The sequence below is a fragment of the Chryseolinea lacunae genome, assembly GCF_016735595.1.
GTDB classification, from domain to species: domain Bacteria; phylum Bacteroidota; class Bacteroidia; order Cytophagales; family Cyclobacteriaceae; genus Chryseolinea; species Chryseolinea lacunae.
The window spans coordinates 185,845-205,649 of record NZ_JAERRB010000010.1; the positions used below are offsets into that span (position 1 = coordinate 185,845).

11 protein-coding genes are annotated in these 19,805 nt (G+C 49.7%); 9 read left to right on the forward strand and 2 right to left on the reverse strand.

Annotated elements, in window-relative coordinates; translation table 11 throughout:
• The first annotated feature begins 188 nt into the window (after positions 1-188).
• The 3 genes from JI741_RS24070 (at position 189) to JI741_RS24080 (ending at position 2,835) form a co-directional block, all read left to right on the forward strand.
• Positions 189-1,043, forward strand: coding sequence for a UDP-2,3-diacylglucosamine diphosphatase (locus JI741_RS24070; protein ID WP_202013989.1), 855 nt, complete (start codon positions 189-191; stop codon positions 1,041-1,043).
• Positions 1,040-2,044: a glycosyltransferase family protein gene (locus JI741_RS24075; protein ID WP_202013990.1), complete on the forward strand. Its 1,005-nt coding sequence runs from the start codon at positions 1,040-1,042 to the stop codon at positions 2,042-2,044. Before JI741_RS24070 ends, JI741_RS24075 begins: the two co-directional genes overlap by 4 nt.
• A 101-nt stretch (positions 2,045-2,145) precedes the next feature.
• Positions 2,146-2,835 carry a response regulator transcription factor gene (locus tag JI741_RS24080; protein ID WP_202013991.1) on the forward strand — a complete coding sequence of 230 codons (690 nt, stop codon included), beginning with the start codon at positions 2,146-2,148 and terminating at the stop codon, positions 2,833-2,835.
• Between the two features lie 10 nt (positions 2,836-2,845).
• Here JI741_RS24080 and JI741_RS24085 read toward each other — a convergent pair whose 3' ends face one another.
• Complete coding sequence (locus JI741_RS24085; protein ID WP_202013992.1) at positions 2,846-6,304, reverse strand: ThuA domain-containing protein; 3,459 nt, start codon at positions 6,302-6,304, stop codon at positions 2,846-2,848.
• 172 nt (positions 6,305-6,476) lie between these two features.
• On the opposite strand from JI741_RS24085, the gene JI741_RS24090 reads away from it, so the two are divergent.
• From JI741_RS24090 to JI741_RS24115, 6 genes are all read left to right on the forward strand, one after another.
• Positions 6,477-8,120 (forward strand): glycoside hydrolase family 140 protein, encoded by a 1,644-nt coding sequence (locus JI741_RS24090; protein ID WP_202013993.1) that lies wholly within the window; start codon positions 6,477-6,479, stop codon positions 8,118-8,120.
• 14 nt (positions 8,121-8,134) lie between these two features.
• The gene (locus JI741_RS24095; protein WP_202013994.1) at positions 8,135-9,766 is read left to right on the forward strand and encodes an alpha-L-rhamnosidase-related protein; all 1,632 of its coding nucleotides are present in this window, start codon (positions 8,135-8,137) and stop codon (positions 9,764-9,766) included.
• 631 nt (positions 9,767-10,397) lie between these two features.
• Positions 10,398-14,885: a T9SS type A sorting domain-containing protein gene (locus JI741_RS24100; RefSeq protein ID WP_202013995.1), complete on the forward strand. Its 4,488-nt coding sequence runs from the start codon at positions 10,398-10,400 to the stop codon at positions 14,883-14,885.
• 260 nt (positions 14,886-15,145) lie between these two features.
• Positions 15,146-15,736, forward strand: coding sequence for a restriction endonuclease subunit S (locus tag JI741_RS24105; RefSeq protein WP_202013996.1), 591 nt, complete (start codon positions 15,146-15,148; stop codon positions 15,734-15,736).
• Complete coding sequence (locus JI741_RS24110; protein WP_202013997.1) at positions 15,733-17,793, forward strand: N-6 DNA methylase; 2,061 nt, start codon at positions 15,733-15,735, stop codon at positions 17,791-17,793. The genes JI741_RS24105 and JI741_RS24110 overlap by 4 nt, the downstream gene beginning before the upstream one ends.
• A gap of 26 nt (positions 17,794-17,819) precedes the next feature.
• Positions 17,820-18,092, forward strand: coding sequence for a hypothetical protein (locus tag JI741_RS24115; RefSeq protein WP_202013998.1), 273 nt, complete (start codon positions 17,820-17,822; stop codon positions 18,090-18,092).
• A 22-nt stretch (positions 18,093-18,114) separates the two neighbouring features.
• Here the strand turns inward: JI741_RS24115 and JI741_RS24120 are convergent, their stop codons facing one another.
• On the reverse strand, positions 18,115-19,755 hold the full coding sequence (locus JI741_RS24120) for an ABC-F family ATP-binding cassette domain-containing protein (protein ID WP_202013999.1): 1,641 nt from the start codon (positions 19,753-19,755) through the stop codon (positions 18,115-18,117).
• Positions 19,756-19,805: the final 50 nt, after the last annotated feature.

Here is a 19,805-nt window from a genome sequence, read left to right on the forward strand (position 1 = left end):
GATTGGTCCGCCGGGAGAGAACAATTTAAAACGGATGCAGTAGCCGGTTTGTTGCTTCGTAACAATTTCATAATGGGGGTGCTCGTGGAAAGTGGGGGATAAACGTTACTTTTGTTTTGTTAGAATTTTCATCATAGGTCGATGATTTCCTGAAGCCATTGTCTGTTGGGGAATCGCAGTTTGCAAACATGGGGAAGAAGCGAAAACGGGACGTTGAGCTCGTTATATTGTCAGACATCCACCTGGGCACCTATGGGTGTCACGCAGAAGATCTACTGCGTTATCTCAAAACCATCCGTCCCAAAAAACTCATTCTTAACGGCGACATCATAGATATGTGGCAGTTCAGCAAACGCTATTGGCCCAAGTCGCACATGGCGGTGGTGAAGCACATCACGGGCTTGCTGGCCAAGAACACAAAAATCGTTTACCTCACGGGCAACCACGACGAGATGCTGCGCAAGTTTTCACACTTCCGCATTGGTTCCTTCCAGATCGACAACAAGCTGGTGTTGAAACTGAACGGCAAGCGCGCGTGGATTTTTCACGGCGATGTGTTTGATGTGACCATGCAATATTCGAAATGGCTTGCCAAACTGGGCGCCATTGGCTACGACACGCTTATCCTGATCAACACCATGGTGAATTGGTTGCTGGTGAAACTGGGGCGGGAAAAGATATCGCTTTCCAAACGGGTGAAAGACAGCGTGAAGTCGGCGGTGAAATTCATAAACGATTTTGAGAAGACGGCGGCCGACATTGCCATCGAGAACGAATACGACTACGTTATTTGCGGGCACATCCATCACCCGGAAATGAAAAAAATCCAAACCGAAAAAGGTGAAGTTATTTACTTAAATTCGGGTGACTGGATTGAGAATCTTACAGCTCTGGAGTACGACGCCGGCCAATGGCGCATCTATCGTTATCACGACGATGCCCAGGCCCAGGCCGTTAAACTCCCCAAGCGCTTCAACGAAAGCCTGGACGACGACAAGATTTTCAAGGGACTGGTCAATGAATTTTTAAACGTTAAAAAGTGAAAATCCTTTACGCCATTCAGGGAACAGGCAACGGTCACCTAGCCCGCGCCGAAGACATCATCCCCATTCTGAAACAATATGGTGACCTCGACTTGTTTGTGAGCGGTGCACAGGCCGACATCAAACTGGCCTATCCCGTGAAGTACAAATCGAAAGGCCTGAGTTTTTACTTCGGCAAAAGCGGGGGCATCGATTTCGTGAAAACATTTCGGCACAACAGCTCGAAGGAAGTGTATAAAGAAATCAAGAAATTCCCTGTAGAAAAATACGACCTCGTCATCAACGACTTTGAGCCCGTGACGGCGTGGGCCTGCCGCAAGCGCGACATTCCGTGTGTGGGGCTTAGTCATCAGTCATCCTTGTTGTCGCCCAAGGTTCCGAAGCCAAAAAAAATAGACCCGGTGGGAGAATGGGTGTTGCATAACTATGCACCCGTCGATTCGTATGTGTCGTTTCATTTCAACCGCTACGACAAGAACATGTTCACTCCCGTGATACGTGAGGCAGTGCGCAAAGCCAAAAACGAAACGAAAGATCACTACACGGTCTACCTGCCGTCGTATGATGACAAGAAGCTGGTGCCTTTGCTGGCAAAGATCAACAACGTGCGCTGGCACATTTTTTCGAAGCATGCGAAGAAGCCCTACCACGTGGGAAAGCTCTCGGTCTATCCTGTCAACAAAGATGAGTTCGCGGCAAGCATGACGTCGTCGCGGGGAGTTTTGTGTGGTGCGGGGTTTGAAACTCCGGCTGAGGCGCTCTACCTGGGCAAGAAGCTTTTGGTGGTGCCCATGAAGTCGCAGTTGGAGCAACACTACAATGCCGCGTCGTTGAAACAGCTCGGTGTGCCGGTGTTGAAGAAAATGAAGAAGAAAAGTATCGAAAAGATCATCGAATGGATCGATACCGATGCCCATGTATCTGTCGACTATAAAGACATCACCGCCGAAGCCGTAGAGATGGCGGTGGCCATGGGAACCCGTAAGATTGGCAAGCAATAAGCTTCATTTAGCAAGCCGGAGCATCCCGAACATTAAACTTTTCATAACTGCCCTGTAAACGTGGGGTAATAGTGGAGTTGTACTTTGTCGTTCATAAAGCTATGGGCGACAAGAAATCTTTTCGGGTGCTTCTGGTAGATGACGACCGGGACATACTGGAGTTGTTGGAATACAATCTTGAAAAGGAAGGCTTCCGCGTGAAGGCCATCGACGACAGTCTACAGGCCGTTGAGGTGGCCAAGGAATTTCATCCAGACCTTATCATTCTCGACATCATGATGCCACATCCCAACGGCATCGAAATCTGCAAGACACTGCGCAGCATTAAACGTTTTGAGGATACCTACATTTTTTTCCTCACAGCAAAATCGGAGAGCTACTACCAGGAAGCGGCGCTCGACACCGGTGGCGATGACTACATCGAGAAGGTGATCGGCTTGCGTGCGCTTACCTACAAAGTGAAGACGGTGCTGAAGCGCAATTTTGTGATCCGGAAAAGCATTCGCGAATTGAAAATCGGCAACCTGGTAATCAATCGTAAATCAAGCTCGGTCATGTTTAATCATGCCGAAATCACCCTGAGCCGACCGGAGTTTGAGTTGCTGTTTTTCTTTGCCCAGAATCCGAGGAAGACCATCTCGCACGAAAGCCTTCTCCGGAACATCTGGGGTTCAGAAATTTATCTATTCGACACATCGATCGAAGTCTATATCGAAAACCTTCGTCACAAACTCGGCCTTAACCTCATTCATCGCACCTCCGACAACCGCTATCGCCTCGACATCAAATAGTGTGTGTTTGTTAGGGTACAAATTCAATGCTGTTGAGTTTAAGAATGTCGTCATTAGGTTTGTCGGGTTTCACCACCACAAAATACACGTTGTGCATACCCGACTGGGGAGCCGACAGGATGGCCGTGGCCGACTCAAACTTATCGAAACCGCCCGTGCTGTTGCACGTTGCCTTGGCGATGATGGGGCCTGCCTGTGAATCCATGCGCACTTCAATGACGCCGTTTTTATCCTTGGCACTATATTCAAAAATGAACTTCTTGATGCCGGTGAGGTCAATGTTGTTCAGCTGCATAAACGACTTGTGATCGGCTTCGGAAAGGTTGTTTCCAAACCTGCGTATGCCTACTTGCGCGTCGGTGTCTATCGCCCTCACTTTTGCAGGTCGCAGTGTCACCACATCGGTCTTTGTGATGGGGCCTACGCCGTTTGCTCCTTTGTCGGTATAGGTCGCGGTGATTTTATACATGCCGCGGGGCTCGTCGTCCTGGTGATCGTTCAGGGTCAACGTGCCTTGCGCGGGAATGGGAGACTTTTCTTTTTTCGTACGCGACAGCGAGATGATGTACTTCACCATCTCAGTCACGTCGCGCGCATCAAGTTGGGGGTGCGCGCTCATCACGTGTTCTTTGCCCCATGTGCCGCCACCTCCGGCAATCACTTTCTTTGTCAACATGTCAATCGCCTCGGGTTTGCCTTTATAGCGTTGCGCTACCGCGGTGTACGTCGGGCCCACCGAGGGCTTGTCGATAGTGTGGCATGCCTTGCAATCGCTGGCTTGTATCAAAGCATAGCCTATGGGCACGTTCGTTGAGGCAGACACACCCGCTGTCTTGGCCGACGCATCGGGTGCACCAGGCTCAGGGTTGTAGTCATAAAAGACCTTCACCGCGCCGGGGGCTATCTTACCATCTTCGCGGTCGGAGGTAACAACAGTGTAGTTAAAAGGTTTCTTGCCCCAGTAGAATGAGCGGTTGCCTTTTGATGTAATGGCCACCTGAGGACGATCGTTTCCGGCCTTCACCACGATGGTGTCCGTCGCGGTCAATCCGGCCTTGTCGGTAACGCGAAGCACGGCGGCGTAGGTGCCGGGGGTTGTGTAAGTATAGGTTGGATTGGGAATGTTGGCGCCGACGGTTTTTCCGTCAAACAGCCATTCATATGTAACGTTGTCGTCATCGTCAGGATCGTTTGTTCCCATGCTGCCGAACTTCACACGGAGCGGTGTTTCACCAACGGCTTCTTTCACAATGGGGAGCGCGCGATTTTCGGACGTGAGGAACACACGCTTGTTTAGTTGTGCCTGTGCCACCGAGTCGATCACCCGCGCTTTAGCCACGGGTGCGCGGTTGCCGGTGTTGTATTCAATTTTCACCAGTCGCGCATCGTCGTTGTCGGCGCCATACACCGAGCCATACTCCAGCATATACATCACGCCATCACGACCAAATGCCATGTCAATGGGACGACGGAAGTCTCCATTGGCCGACATAAAAGGTTCGCTGCGTACATAGTTTTCATCCTTGTCGAACCGCAGGGCCAACACCCAATTCCGCATCCAGTCAAACACGAACAACGCGCCATCATAATAGTCCGGGAATTTTGTTTTCGAAGAAGATGCTTTGTCAAACGTATAGAACGAGCCGGCCATGGCACTGCGTCCACCCTGACCCAGCTCGGGAAACTCGGGCGAAGCCGCATAGGGATACCAGATCATGGCTGACTGTGCCGGTGGCAATTCGTTCAACCCGGTGTTGTTGGGTGAATTGTTTATCGGCTTCTCCGCTACATAGAGTGGGCCGGCAGTGTTTTTAGCAAAGTCCCATTCGGCATACGCCTTGTTGTTGCCCACAAAATAGGGCCAGCCAAAGTTGCCTGCCTTCTTTGCCTGATTAAACTCGTCATAGCCTCGCGGACCCTGTGGGCCATCGTTGCCCGCATCGGGACCGATCTCTCCCCAATACAAAACGGAAGTCTTCGGGTTCACGGCAATGCGATAGGGATTGCGACATCCCATCACAAAAATCTCCGGACGGGTTTTCTCTGTGCCTTTCGGAAACAGGTTTCCATCCGGAATGGTGTACGTGCCATCGGGCTCGGGATGGATGCGCAACACTTTTCCCTTCAGATCATTGGTGTTGGCAGGACCACGCTGGGCATCAAGCGCATAAAATTCATCACCCGGGCGTTCATCCAGCGGAGGATAGCCGTTGGCAGGAAAGGGGCTTGAACTGTCGCCCGTGGACAGATAGAGATTGCCATTCTTGTCCCAGGCAAGAGAGCCGCCATGGTGCGCACCGCTGTTGATCTGCACAGGAACGTTCAATAGAATTTTTTCCGACGCCATGTCCAGCGTGTTGTCATCTTTCATGGTAAAGCGCGACAGGTTGAAGAGGATCGGCTCCCTGTCGATGGGCGGTGAATAGTACAGATAAATGAAATGATTTTTGGCGAAGTCCGGATCAAGCGTCACCCCGATCAGCCCGGTGCCTCCTTTGGTACAGACGTTGAAACGGTGCACGATCTTATACTCTCCCGTGATCGTGTTATACATGCTGAGGTTAGCTGTGCGCAACTCCGAGAAGAAGATGCGACCATCGCCGGCCACGGCAAGTTCCATGGGTGTGTTGAGATCGTTCACAAGGATTGTCTTCACAAAACGGTTCTCTTCGGGCATGGCCACTGAATAAGCCTTACTGTAGTCTAGCACACCCGTGCCCATGGCATACTTTAGACCGCCCAGCAGGTGAGCGGTGTAAAGGGGTTCGGTGTAGGATGAATCCTGATGACCGCCGCCGGTGTAGAACGCACGTCCGCCATCAAACTCATGATACCAGGCAATGGGGTGATCGGCGCCGTTGGTGCCCCCTTCATACGTATTCTCGTCGAGGTAAGCCAATACTTTCAGATCGGAATAAAAAGATTTATAGTTATACCACTCGTCGGTGCGTTCCCATGTGTCGGGCAGATGTTGCGTGGAGATATGCGATTTGTCGGTGACGTTCACGGTTGCTTTGCGCACGTTCGAGTTGTTGGGATGGCTGGAAAAATAGGCGCCCATAAGTTTTCCATACCAGGGCCATTCATATTCTGTGTCGGCTGCCGAATGTATGCCCACATAGCCGCCTCCGGCTTGAATGTAGCGCTCAAAGGCTGCCTGTTGCTCGGCGTTCAAGACGTTGCGCGTCGTGTTGTTAAACACCACGGCGTGGTAGCGCCTGAGGCTGTCGTCGGTGAAATATGATGCGTTCTTGGTAGTGTCAACGGCAAAACCGTTCTCCGTACCCAACTTTTGTATGGCCGTGTTTGCAAACGGAATGGAGGAGTGTTTCCATCCGTTGGTCTTTGAGAATACCAAAACTCTGGGTGGGGTGGGGCCGGAGCTGTTGCGGCATCCGGACATAGAAAACATCACGATGACAAAGAGCAGGGAGGAAATGAATTTCCCTCCGGACTTGATTCGAAACATAGGGTGCAATGGTTATGGTGATGATAAAATAGCGAAAAAATCGCCCGCAGTTTTAGATTGTTTACCAAAGGAGCAGGGGCCGGTTAAGTGGAGCATGGGGTTTTGTCGGGCGTAAATCAATGGAGGATAGTAAAGCGATTTTCATATCTTCAGTCATGCAATCAGAACCCGTATGAAGTATATCCTTCCGCTATTCCTGTGTCTCGCCCTTGCCGCATGCCGACGGGAGGAGCCCTTGAAAGAAGTGCCTCAGTGGACAACCCTCGAGATTTTGTTGACGGCCGAGAAGAGTTATCCAAATCCTTATACCGATGTGTCGGTATGGGCCGTGTTCAAAAATGACGCCGACTCGCTGGTTCGCCCTGCGTTTTGGGATGGCGCCAATCGCTGGAAAGTACGTTTCGCGCCACTCGATAGTGGCTCAACCTGGACCTGGAAATCGTACGCTTCGGTTGCCGACAACGGTCTGGCTAATAAAACCGGAGCGTTGAAATCCGTTTCCTATTCCGGATCAAACACACTTTTGAAACATGGCTTTCTGAAAATGTCACCCGGAAAACGGAATGCTGTACATGCCGACGGCACACCTTTTTTTGTTGTTGGCGACACCCCCTGGGGAATTCCCTTCAGGGCCACGGCGGAGCAAGTGAAGGTCTATTCGGCCGACCGTCAGAAAAAAGGATTCAACGCAGCCCTGCTCATGTCCGTGCAACCCGACCGTTATGCCGAAGGCCCCGCGCGACGCGACACCGTTACCGGATTTGCGCGTGGATTTGATGACTTACCCGAAGGGCACATCAACAAATTGAAGCCTGAATATTTTCAACACCTCGACAATCTCATGGATGTTCTCGTAGACCATGGAATTGTTCCGGTCTATCAACCCGTGTTCCATGGCTTCGGATGGAAAGGAAAAACGGTGCTGGGCACAACAGCCGATCCCACCGAGTATGCGCGCTATTGTCAATACCTCGTGGCCCGCTACGGAAGCATGCCGGCCTTCTGGCTGGTGAGTGCCGACGGCACCGGCCTTGATCCGGGAGTGAAGCCAGGAGGAGAGATGGTTGAAATGTGGGATGCCTACAAGCAACCCACGGGCATCCACTACAATCCTGCAGACAACTACCTTGCTCCATGGGCGCAAGGCGATAGCACCAAATGCTTCCATCACAACCGCTCGCACCAGGCAGAACCATGGCTCGATTTTCAGTGGGCACAAAGCGGGCATGAGGGCAAGCACGTCACCTATAAAGTGAGTGAAATGTATGCCACTCAACCCACCAAAGCCAACCTCAACGGAGAGCCAACCTACGAAGGCATGGGTGGCGGAAAACTAGGTTTAGGATGGTGGCAGGGTGAGGAAGCGTGGTCGAACCTCATGGAAGGCGGAACGATGGGCGTTGTTTATGGCGCCGCCGGCCTCTGGCAATGGAAGATCACTCCCGACGAACCCGGCTGGGGTGCATGGACCGACCAACCCGTGTCGTGGCGCGAAGCAATTGACCTGGAGGGAAGTCGCTACGTGGGCTATGTGGCCAAAGCTTTCGCCGGCTTTGACTTTGCCGATATGGAAAAACGTTGGGAGCTAACAGAGGGGAACAAACCCTTGCTGGCCAAAGCAGGAAAATTTTATGTCGCTTATCTACCCGCAGGAGGTGAGTTGAAGGTTAAGGATGTTCCGGTGAATATGCCTTACTATTGGTTCAATCCCAAAACAGGCGAGGAGCAGGGTGGAGGAAAGAGCGAAGCGTCTATCACGTATCGAGCTCCGGATGCCGGTCCTTGGGTATTGCTCATCGGTGAACGTTCCAACTGAAAAAACAACTTTGTATGAGAATCTTGATTTCGTTTTACCTCATCTTCAGTAGCGTGGCACAACTGCGCGCGCAGGATGTTTACAAAGACATGCGTGCGCGATGGTTAGAGAAAGCCCGGCAAGCCACACCGGAACTGAGGGAAACCGTGAAGCAACCCATCGGCGTTGTTTCGATGGAACGAGATGTAAAAGCTTTTCAGGGATGGCGGGCCGCTCCGCGTCATCCCATCGACTCGCTTTATACGGGGTCGTTCAAGAAGAAGTCGGGCATAGTACTGGACTTTGGTGAACACCTCACCGGGCATTTCACATTTTCGGTAGATAACATTCGCGGTGTGGCCGATGCTCCCCTGCGTTTCAAGTTCACCTTTGCCGAAGTTCCAGCCGAGGCCATGATGCCCTATGATCCTTATCAGGGAACACTGAGCCGCGCGTGGCTGCAGGATGAAATTGTTACGCTTTCTGAGGTGCCGGCCACCTACACGTTCAGTCGAAGGTTGGCCTTTCGCTATGTAAAGATTGAACTGTTGGGAAGTTCACGTTATTCTGATTTCAGGATAACGCACGTCGAAGCAAAAGCCACCACGAGTGTGACGTCGACTCCTGATGCACTGGCACCCGGAACGAATCCAATGATTGCAGACATCGATAAAATTGGATTAACAACGCTGAAGGAATGCATGCAAACGGTGTATGAAGACGGACCAAAACGCGACCGCCGTTTGTGGATCGGCGATCTTTATCTGGAAGCGCTGGCCAACGCATATTCCTATAAGAATCACACGCTAACCAAGCGATGTTTATACCTGCTGGCCGCGTTGAGCAATGATAAGGGTTATCTCAATGGCAATGTATTTGAGAAGCCCACGCCGCATCCCCAGGCCAACGTGCTTCTGGATTATGCGCTGTTATATAACCTCGTATTGAAAAACTATCTGGAGGCAACAGGCGATAAAGAAACCGTGATAGACCTTTGGCCCGTGGCTGTGAAGCAACTCGAAATAGCCAAACCCTATATCCAAAAAAACAACCTGCTGGACTACGAGAAAGCGGGTCATGACTATTGGCTATTCTTCGACTGGCGCGAAGGACTAGACAAACAGGCTGCTCTGCAAGGCCTCGTGATCCATGCGTATCGCGAAACTTATGCGTTGGCAAAACTCCTGGGAAAGGAAAAGGACGTAGCAGAACTTCCTTCGCTCGTGCAAACACTTACCAAGGCCGCAAGGAAGAATCTATACGATCCCACCTTGAAAGTATTCGTAAGTGGACCATCACGGCAGGTATCATTCGCGTCGCAGGCGTGGATGGTTTTGGGCGGCGTGGCGACAAAGGCGGAGGGTGCCCAGGCGTTCCGGGCGTTGTCGGCCGTCAAGAGTGTGGTGTACCCGGGGGCACCGTATTTGTACCACTACGTCCTCGAAGCCATGATCCAATGCGACCTGAAAGCAGAATCGAAAACGTTGATGATGAATTACTGGGGCGGGATGGTGTCGAAGGGAGCGGACACGTTTTGGGAAGTATACGATCCGCTTAACGATTACTTAACACCCTACAATGCTTTTGTAGTAAATAGTTACTGCCACGCCTGGAGCTGTACACCGGTTTATTTCATCCGGAAGTACCCCGAGGTCTTTCAGCAGTAGGTGTGTATCATGGTGGGAAACAGCGAGACGCTCAAGCCTGCCGTTCAAATCTTTAATTTTCCGACCGTGTACAGGGGTAAAGGTTTTGTCTTGTAAGAGGGCAGACGTTTGATCGTTTGTATTCAAAAATGTTTTGACAAAATGGCCTTAGAAATTACATGCGCCATGAATTGCTGGGTTTGTGTGGGCATTGTATACGGGTTTTATGGCTAGTTTTGGGGTGTTACTAAATGCAGGAGTGTGTCATTAAAAAGGAGAAGTAGTAACGCAACAACGATCTATGAGGAAGCATCTACCAACAAAATCATCCCGGGCCACACTAGCCGGCCGCCATTTAATCACTATCTTTGCCGGTGTAAAACGTTTTTAAGCTATGGTGAAACTGTCTACAATGGGTTGGTCGTTCCGAGCAATTCTCTCGTTCATTTTGTGTATCACGGGATACATTTCGATCGCACAGCAAACGTATTATGCGCGTGTGAATGGCAACTGGACCACTGCGTCTACTTGGTCAACTTCGTCTTGCGGTGGGTCCGCTGCAACGACAACACCGGGGGCTTCGGACAACGTTATAATCTGTGCCGGCCGTACGGTGACCTGGAACGGAGGTAATTCTACAACAGTTGCTAGCTTGGAAATTACCCCAACGGGTATTTTGACCATTAGCTCCAGTAGTAATATCTATTCGAATTCCTTGATCTTGGATGGAACTGTTAACGGCGGGAGCAGCGGCGACCTTCGAATAAGCAATTCGGGTCCGTCCACCTTAAGTGGCGTTGGCTCGTATAGCAACACAAATACAAACAGTTATATAAGACTTCAAAATAACACAACAATCCTCGCGGGCTCTGATATTAAGTTTACAAACAACAGCCGTTTCAGTTTGAATGGTCGGACAGCCACCAACAATGGCAAAATTTCCATTTTGAACCCGTCGAATTTTACAGGCGGTGGCACGTTCGTGAATGCGGCGTCAACTTCCTATTTGCTATATACGAGGCTGGGAAGTTTCCCTACGGGCACGACACTGACTGCAACCGCAACAGGCAACACAGTTGAATACCGTCCCGCTAACGGCAGCAGAAACATGGACGCTCAAAGCTCCTATTACAACCTCATTATTGGCGGGTCTGGGGCTACAGGAGTGTCACGCATCATCAGGACTACAACAACTATTCGGGGAAATCTTACCATCAACGCTTCGGCGACGCTAGATATTTATCAGGGAACAAACATCAATATTGCCGGTAACTGGTCGAACAGCGGAAACTTCACCGAGCGGACCAGTTTGGTTACATTCAACGGAAGTCTGAACAACCAAACCGTTACTGCGGAGCAGTTTTATGATCTGACCATTAACAATTCATTTGCAGGAGGAACAGTTACGGCCAACGGCAACATCACGATAACTTCGGGCCGAACCCTGCGCATGACAGCCGGTGTTTTTGATATGGGAACTTTTACTCTAGGACAAACCGGTGCGGCAAGACTTACGGCAACGGGTGGAGAACTAAGGCTTGGCAAAACCGGAACGACGCTTCCTGAATTGACGGGTACCTACAACATAACGGGCGGCACCATAACATTTAGTGGAGCAGGCAACCAAACGGTGAGGAGTTTGAACGCACCCCCGAGTAGTTATTACAATATTTCGTTTATCAACGCAGGAACAAAGACACTTGGAGGCGACATCAACGTCCGTGGAAACTGGACGAATACGGGACCTTCTGTGGCGGGTAACTTTACAACAACGTTTGGAGGAACCGGTGTGCAGACGATTACCAATGCTGCAGGAGAGTTGTTTTACAGAGTTACTGTAAACACAACCGGCCCCCTCACACTTGCTTCGTCAACCGACGCAACGATTTCAAATACGTTAACCCTGACATCAGGAAACATCAACCTGAACGGAAAAACATTGACGGTCGGCAATGGCGCTGCGGCCACATTGGTAAGAACGACAGGAACCGCCTATGGTGGATTCTTTAGAAGATATTTTCCAACCGTTGCGATTAGCAGCACGGCTGCTCCATTATATGGGTTGTTTCCCGTAGGTACCGCGCTTGCGTATAGACCGGTTCAAATAAATTCCACGAGCAATCCGACGACGGCTGGATACGTAACCGTGTCGCACAATGATGCCAACACAGCAACGGATGTTGCCTATACAGACAATGAATCAACGCCCATTCAACGGGTGACGGATATGAACTCGGTGGTTTCGACAACGACGCTTGCAGGTGGCACATACACTCTAAGCGTCACGATGAATTCACTTTCCAATCAAGGGACCGTGGCCGATTTAAGAATGGAAACTTTGGCAGGTCCTCCTTATGGGGTTGGAACTACGGTAGCCACAACCGGTACACCTGCAGCACCGACAGTGATAAGGTCGGGCCTGTCTGTTACTCAATTGAACAATTCGTTTGTGATTGGCACACGTGATAGAAGTGCTACACCCATGGTGGCATCTTATTATTCAAGAAAATCCAGCACATGGAATGATGCTACTACGGGAAACTCAACATGGTCACTGACACGTGGAGGAGTGAGTTGTAATTGTGTTCCTATTGCGTCCTCAATCGTTTATATCACGGCGGGGACTACAGTCAGATTATCCTCTGCAGCATCGACTGATTTTGTTTTTGTTGAATCGGGGGGTAACCTGACGGCGACAGGAGGAACGTTTACAGTGAATTATGACCTTTCCACCCAAGGGACGGGCAGAATTACACCAACCGGGGGCACTTGGGGAGTGACCAGAAATATGACAATTTCCGGAACAAGCGTATCCTCATCAAGTGCCCCGCTGACCATTGGAGGAAATCTTCAGATTGACGCAGGTAATAGCCTAACAATGGGAAACACTCTATCGGTTGCGGGTGACCTGGAAGTTGATGGTACTTTGGCAATGGGTGGGTCTACATTGACCCTAAGTGGTGTTAACACTACCATTACAGGAGTGACCGGAGCGGCTACCATTAGTGGAACGGGGGCGATAAACGTCACACAATCAAAGACCATTCAGAATACGGCAGACATAACGATCGGTCCCAACATTAACCTTAGTGCCGGAATGACCATCACCAACGGAGGTACAGTGACTCATACCGGAAGTTTGACAGGTGGATCTGCTACGTCTACGTGGGTTAACGATGTTAACGCGGTCTACAACGTTACTGGCGCGGTTATGACCACCGGGGTACTCAACGCAAGCGCATCACCCAATACCGTCAACTATAATGGTGGCGGAGCGCAAACTGTTAAAGTGCCTCTTTCAAGTTACTACGATCTTCAGATTTCAAATGCAGGCACGAAAACCACAGGCGGAGACATCGTAGTTGATAACTCCCTGACAATTCAGGATGCGGCTATATTTGATATGCTAACAAGCACCCTGAATGGTGCTGGAGATTTGATCATGACGGGCACGTCGGAACTTGCGATTGGGAAAACCGCATCAGGAACTTACCCGGAGTTAGCGGGAGCATATGCCTTGAGCGGTGGCACTGTCACACTTAAACAAGCCGCTGGAAATACATATGACGTGCGTCTCGTTGACTACTACAATCTCCAGCTCACGGGCAGCAACGCGGCGACCTACAACTTCACGAATGGTGGAAATGTGACCAATAATTTGACTGTTGCGTTGGCGGGTACTGCGAAAATAGGGTCTTTAGGCGCTCCACTGAATGTGGCAAACGACTTTGTATTTAATAGTTCAAGTACAGCCACTTCGACTTTGGATAACGACGCGATCGTCGGCACATTGACAATGACTGCAGGCAGGCTGACAACAAGCGGGACTTTTACCCTTGAAATTAATGGAGCAGGTGGCTGGACATATAATGGCGGTACATTCACACAAGGGGCAACCACCAACATGCTTTTTTCAGGAGCAGCAGATCAAGCAATGGACGGTGCATTGCCCACTACAATAACGAATTTGGAGTTGAATAATTCGGGTCCCTTGGGAGTTGTTCTTGGTCAAGACATTACGGTTACTGGAACGCTGACGTTCACGTCAGGAAATCTTGTTACGTCAGGCGCAAACTTGCTTCTTCTATCAGCTACTTCGTCCATAACAGGTGTTTCGGACGATAGCTACGTAGAAGGGCCGATGCAGAAGGCTGGCGCTACCGATTTTACTTTTCCGGTAGGAAAGGATGGTGCTTACAGACCCATTACCGCAACCAGCCTGACGGCTACGGGAACCTTTCAGGCGGAATATTTCCACAGTGATCCCACGGCCTTATACAACACGGCACTGAAGGATCCGACCCTCGTGCGTGTCCAGACTGGTGAATATTGGATACTTAATGTTATTTCCGGTATCACTTCTGCATTTGTAACCCTAAGTTGGGATGCGTATTCTGGAACCGTTAATGACTTGAGTAGCATAAAAGTGGCTCGTTGGAACGGCAGTATGTGGAAAGATCATGGAACTGCAGGTGTAACTGGAAGCGCTAGTCCGGCAACGGGAACGGTGACGTCATCCGCGAAAGTCACCGCATTCAGTCCATTTACCCTGGCAACCGGCAACAACAACAACCCGCTTCCCGTCACCCTCGTGAGCTTCACAGCCAAACTATTGTCGGGCGAAGTGGAGCTCGACTGGAATACTGCGACTGAAGTTGATAACGATTATTTCACCGTCGAAAAAACCAAAGACACGAAAAAGTATTCTGAAGTGTTGCGCGTGAAGGGCTCGGGAACAACCAGCATGGCTTCACACTACGGTGGCTTTGACAAAACACCGTACTCCGGTATTTCATACTATCGCCTCCGTCAAACTGACTTTGACGGCAAGACGGTGGATATCGGAATTGTTGCTGTGAACAACTCCGGGGGCTCTGAAAACCAAACGCTTTTAGTATTTCCTAACCCCGCACGCAGCGTGCCTTTGAATGTTAACCTGAGAGGATACGGCGCGAATGAAGATGTGACACTAGATTTGAGAGATATCAAAGGATTGTCGATTTTATCCAAGGTTTTGACCACTGAGAACACAGGGGAATTGATTTACGCGATTGACACCACCTCGATTACTCCCGGGGTTTACATCCTGACGGTGCGTGGCAGTCATGGACCTGCAAGTGTGAAGGTAGTTGTTCAATAGTCTTTAGATCAAACAAAATAAAAGAGGCTGTCTCACTTGGTGAGGCAGCCTTTTTGTTTTGTTGGGGTAGTGGAGAAGAATGCAAAATGTGAAAAAAATGGGCCTTACGGTGAAAACGATTAGGTTTTGATTTTCAGTGAATTGAGTGTGTTGTGCTTGGAAGGACGATGAGGTAAAAAATACACCCGCAGCGTTATGCGAAAAAATAATTTTGCGATCCCTTGAGGGTTTGAATTACTTTGTTGCATAGCGATACCGTTATGATAGCAACCTGTCCAATAAATAGTCTGCTGATAAAAATTTTCTCAGGCTACTCTTTCCGACGTAGAATTATACACGATGACGATGGTGACCTTCGCGTTATTCAAATGAAGGACCTGATGCATCACTATTCGGCCATAAAAATCAGTGGTCTTACGCGGGTTTATTCGGAGAACCTTGAACGAAAAACATTGTTGGCTAAGGGAGATGTGTTGCTGGTTGCTAAGGGGGCGCACAATTGTGCGTTGGAGTATGATTTGAATTTGCCTATGGCTATCGCCTCGTCTGCGTTTTTTGTTCTGCGACCGGATCCGGAGAAGGTTTTGCCTGCGTATCTCGCGTGGTATTTGAATCAATCGAACGTTCAGAATTTCTTTGCGGCTAACCAATCAGGATCGTACATGCTCAGTGTGGCGAAGACCACGCTTGAGCGCGTCACGGTGCAATTACCTTCACGTGAGATTCAGGAAAAGATTGTTGCGGTTGACAAACTTGTGAGAAAGGAAGGCCTTCTGATGCAATCGATCATGCAAAAGAAAAAGATGTTGGTTACCTCGGCGCTGATGAAACTTGTTGATAAAAAAGTATGAGCACGGAAAAGAGCAAGATCGGAGCTGCATTAGATTTGGCTGATGAAACGTTTCGTGCCAGCGAAGATTCATGGCTGAAATTGCAGGGAGTGCTGGCAATTTTTCTGCTGCGCTATATGAGTGATCTTTGGCATGATACACATGAGCGTGCGAAAGAACAGTTTGGTAGCGATGAAGCATGGATTCAACGCAAGATGAAGCGTGTGAGATTTTTAATGCCTCCCGGAAATGATATTGATTCGTTGGTTAGCGGCGCTAGATATTCTTCGGTGAGTGCCGCCACGGACGCCGTGTTTCAGCATATTGCTAAGGAGAATTCTGAAAACATGAAGGATGTTTTTAATAGTTTGATTTTTGATTCAGAGGCTTTTGGTAAAACGCGAGAAAGGGACCAGAGGTTAAAAAGACTTTTGGTGGATTTGTCGGGACGGAGTTGGAGCACTCAGCTTTTGCATGGAAATGACGTTGGAAGTGCTGCGTTGAATCTCATCGATAGATTCTTTGAAACCTCGTTGTCGCACGGGGGGAACCATACGCCATCGGCCGTTTCCGAATTGGTTGCCAAGCTATTGGACCCGCAGCCGGGCATGCGGATATATGACCCCTTTCTGGGCACAGGTTCGTTGCTGGTGGCCATGGCGAAACAGGTCAAGGACCGTGATGGACATCCGTCGCGCAATTTTGCGCTGTACGGCCAGGAGGTTAATCGCGATGCGTGGGTTACAGCCAAGCTTAATATGTTTCTTAATAGTCTTGACGATGCCAGAATTGCCTTTGGTGATACGTTGAAGAAACCTGCACACCTTGAAAACAACAACCTCATGTTGTTTGAGCGCGTGGGCAGTTCCCTTCCGTTCACAGCCACGGTGGTCACCTCAGAGGAAGCAAGGCGCGATGTGTTCCAACGTTTTGGGTATGGCTTTCCCGCCAAGGGCAAAAGCGAATGGGCTTATATGCTGCACATCGTCTCAGCAATAGCACCCGGAGGAATGGGTGTTGTTGTGGTTCCGCAGGGAGCATTGTTTCGGGGGCGCCAGGAGAAGAAGATTCGGGAAAGGCTTGTCGCAAAAAATCTCGTTGATGCCGTGATTGAATTGCCGCCGCGTTTGTTTTTTGGACGCACAACGCCCATGGCAATTCTTGTTTTCAGAAAGAACCGGAAGAGTAAGAATATTTTGTTTGTAGATGCCAGCCGTGAATTTCTGGCGGGGAAGGCTCAAAATTCGTTGCGATCGGAAGACATCGAGAAAATAGTGGGAGTTTGCCGTGAGCGGGAATTTATGCCGCAGTATTCGCGACTTGTTCCTGTCGATGACGTGAAGCAGGAACAATGTAATCTTAGTGTTGCACGCTATGTCAACAGAAAAGCGCTGTTCGAGGACGAATCGGAAATCATATCAAGGAATGAGGAAATGGAGCAGTTGGAGGATGCGTTGCAAGAGGTAAGGGTTGAGATCAAATCGAAGCTTGCCGAGTTGGCGATCTATGGCCTCGACGACATCAATCTGACCAAGGCCACCGACGGGGCTCTTCTTTATGTCTCTCCGATGATCGCAGCGGCTAATCGGCTGGCGTATCGGTTGAGAAAACTCCTTCACGAAGCTGGAGAAGATAATGCTGTTACATTGAGCCATCACCGCAGGCTGGATGCTATTGTGGACGCCTATCGGCAGGAAAAAATTGGAGGGGAGGAATACTTGCAGCGTGTTCTGGCGATAAAGGGAGATGTGGAAGCGTATTGCTATGGAACATTTCCAGCATCCGTCAGGTATGGCGAGGATACGCGGACGTTGTTTGGAATTTTGTCGTCGATGTTATTGGAGGCCGATCAGGATCCTGTTGAGGCTAATCTGGAAGAGTTGGTTCATCGTGTAGTAGATGTGTTGCAGCGATCGGCTGTTCGCGATTGGAGCTCCGCTATAAATCATATTAAGGAAACTCAGGGAAAGCTTGAGGATATTTTGCGGGTTGATCAGGGGCAACTTCGAAGATCGGTACGTTGGGATCTGCTTGTTGAGCAGTGCATCGAAGCAGGAAAGGATTACTATCACTTATAACGTTCACTTTTTAAACTTTTGCGGATATGGATGAACATCAAGACAAGATGGTTTTTAAAATTGAATCTTCGTCAAAATTAACGGTGGAGATTATTGCAGAGTTCGAACGCTTGTTGGAATCGGCCACGCCGGAAGAATACAGGGATACGCTGATGGAGATTTATCACCTCTACCTCATCTATGAACACGGAAATTTGCCGCTGAATTTTGATGAGATGGCATCACAAATGTATACTCTCACGGAGTTTCTGCGAAGGGTGGAGGCGGAGATCCGGAAGAAGAACACAGACCCTTCGTGAAAAGGGTATAAGGTTGAAATGCCTACTTGTTGTTGCGTTCGATCTCGCGAAGGTTCTCCATTTTTTTGTTCCGGAGAAATCCGTTGATGTCTTCAAAATGTTCTTTGATTCGCTTGTTGCCGAATTCAAACACTTTTGTTGCCAGGCCGTCGAGGAAGTCGCGATCGTGCGATACAAGGATGAGTGTGCCGTCGAAGGATATGAGGGCTTCTTTCAGGATGTCTTTTGTTTTGATGTCGAGGTGGTTGGTAGGTTCATCCAGAATCAGCAGGTTCACGGGTTGCAGGAGTAGCTTGATCATGGCGAGGCGAGTCTTTTCGCCTCCGGAGAGCACTTTCACTTTCTTGTCGATGGTTTCGCCACTGAACATGAATGCGCCAAGAATGTCTTTGATCTTAGTGCGCACATCGCCCTGTGCAATCTGGTCGATGGTTTCGAAAACCGTGAGGCTTTCATCGAGCAGTGCGGCTTGATTTTGAGCGAAGTATCCAATGAGGCTGTTGTGACCGAGCTGAAGCTTTCCCTCGTATTCAAGCTCTCCCATGATGGCTTTCACCAGCGTGGATTTTCCTTCGCCGTTTTTTCCGACCAGGGCCACGCGTTCGCCGCGGGCAATGGTGATGGAGGCATCCTGAAAAACAACGTGATCGCCATAGCGTTTGGTCAGGCCTTCCACGATGACAGGGTAATTTCCGGAACGCGGAGCAGGCGGGAACTTCAGGTTGAGCGCCGATGTGTCGACCTCATCCACTTCCACGATCTCAATTTTCTCCAGCATCTTCACGCGCGATTGCACCTGAAGTGTTTTTGAATACGTGCCTTTGAAACGATCGATGAATTCCTGTATGTCGGCAATCTGCTTGGCCTGGTCGTCAAATTGTTTCTGTTGTTGCTCGCGACGCTCTTTGCGGAGTTGCAGGTAGTGTGTGTAGTTGGTTTTATAATCGTAGATGCGCCCCATGGTCACCTCGATGGTGCGGTTGGTGAGGTTGTCTACAAAGGTCTTATCGTGACTGATCACGATAACCGCTTTGGCGTTGTTGATGAGAAAATCTTCGAGCCACTGAATGGATTCGATGTCCATGTGGTTGGTAGGCTCATCCAGGAGGATGAGGTCGGGCTTTTGCAGCAAGATCTTCGCCAGTTCAATGCGCATGCGCCATCCGCCGCTGAATTCTTTTGTGGGGCGCGTGAAGTCCGAGCGCAGAAAGCCAAGACCCATCAATGTTTTCTCTACTTCCGCGTCGAAATTGATTTCCTCGATAGAGTAATATTTCTCACTGAGTTCCGAGACCTGTTCGATGATTTTAGAATATTCGTCAGACTCATAGTCGGTGCGTGTCTCCAGTTGATGGTTCAGTTCGTCCATCTGCTTTTTCATGTCCAGTATTTTGGAGAAGGCTTTTGATGCTTCCTCAAAAACCGAGGCATTGTCTTCCGTCAAAAGGTGTTGGGGCAGGTATGCGATGATGGCGTCTTTGGGAGCCGACACTTTGCCGCGTGTAGGTTTGCTCACGCCGGCAATGATCTTCAGCAGCGTGGACTTGCCCGCACCGTTTTTACCCATGAGGGCAATCCGGTCGTTGTCGTTGATGTTGAAGGTGATGTTGCTAAAAAGGGCTGAACCGTTAAACTCTACACTGACCGCGTCGACTGAAATCATGATTTTTGAAATAAGGGGGCAAATATATTATTAAATTGCCAGCCCTTAAT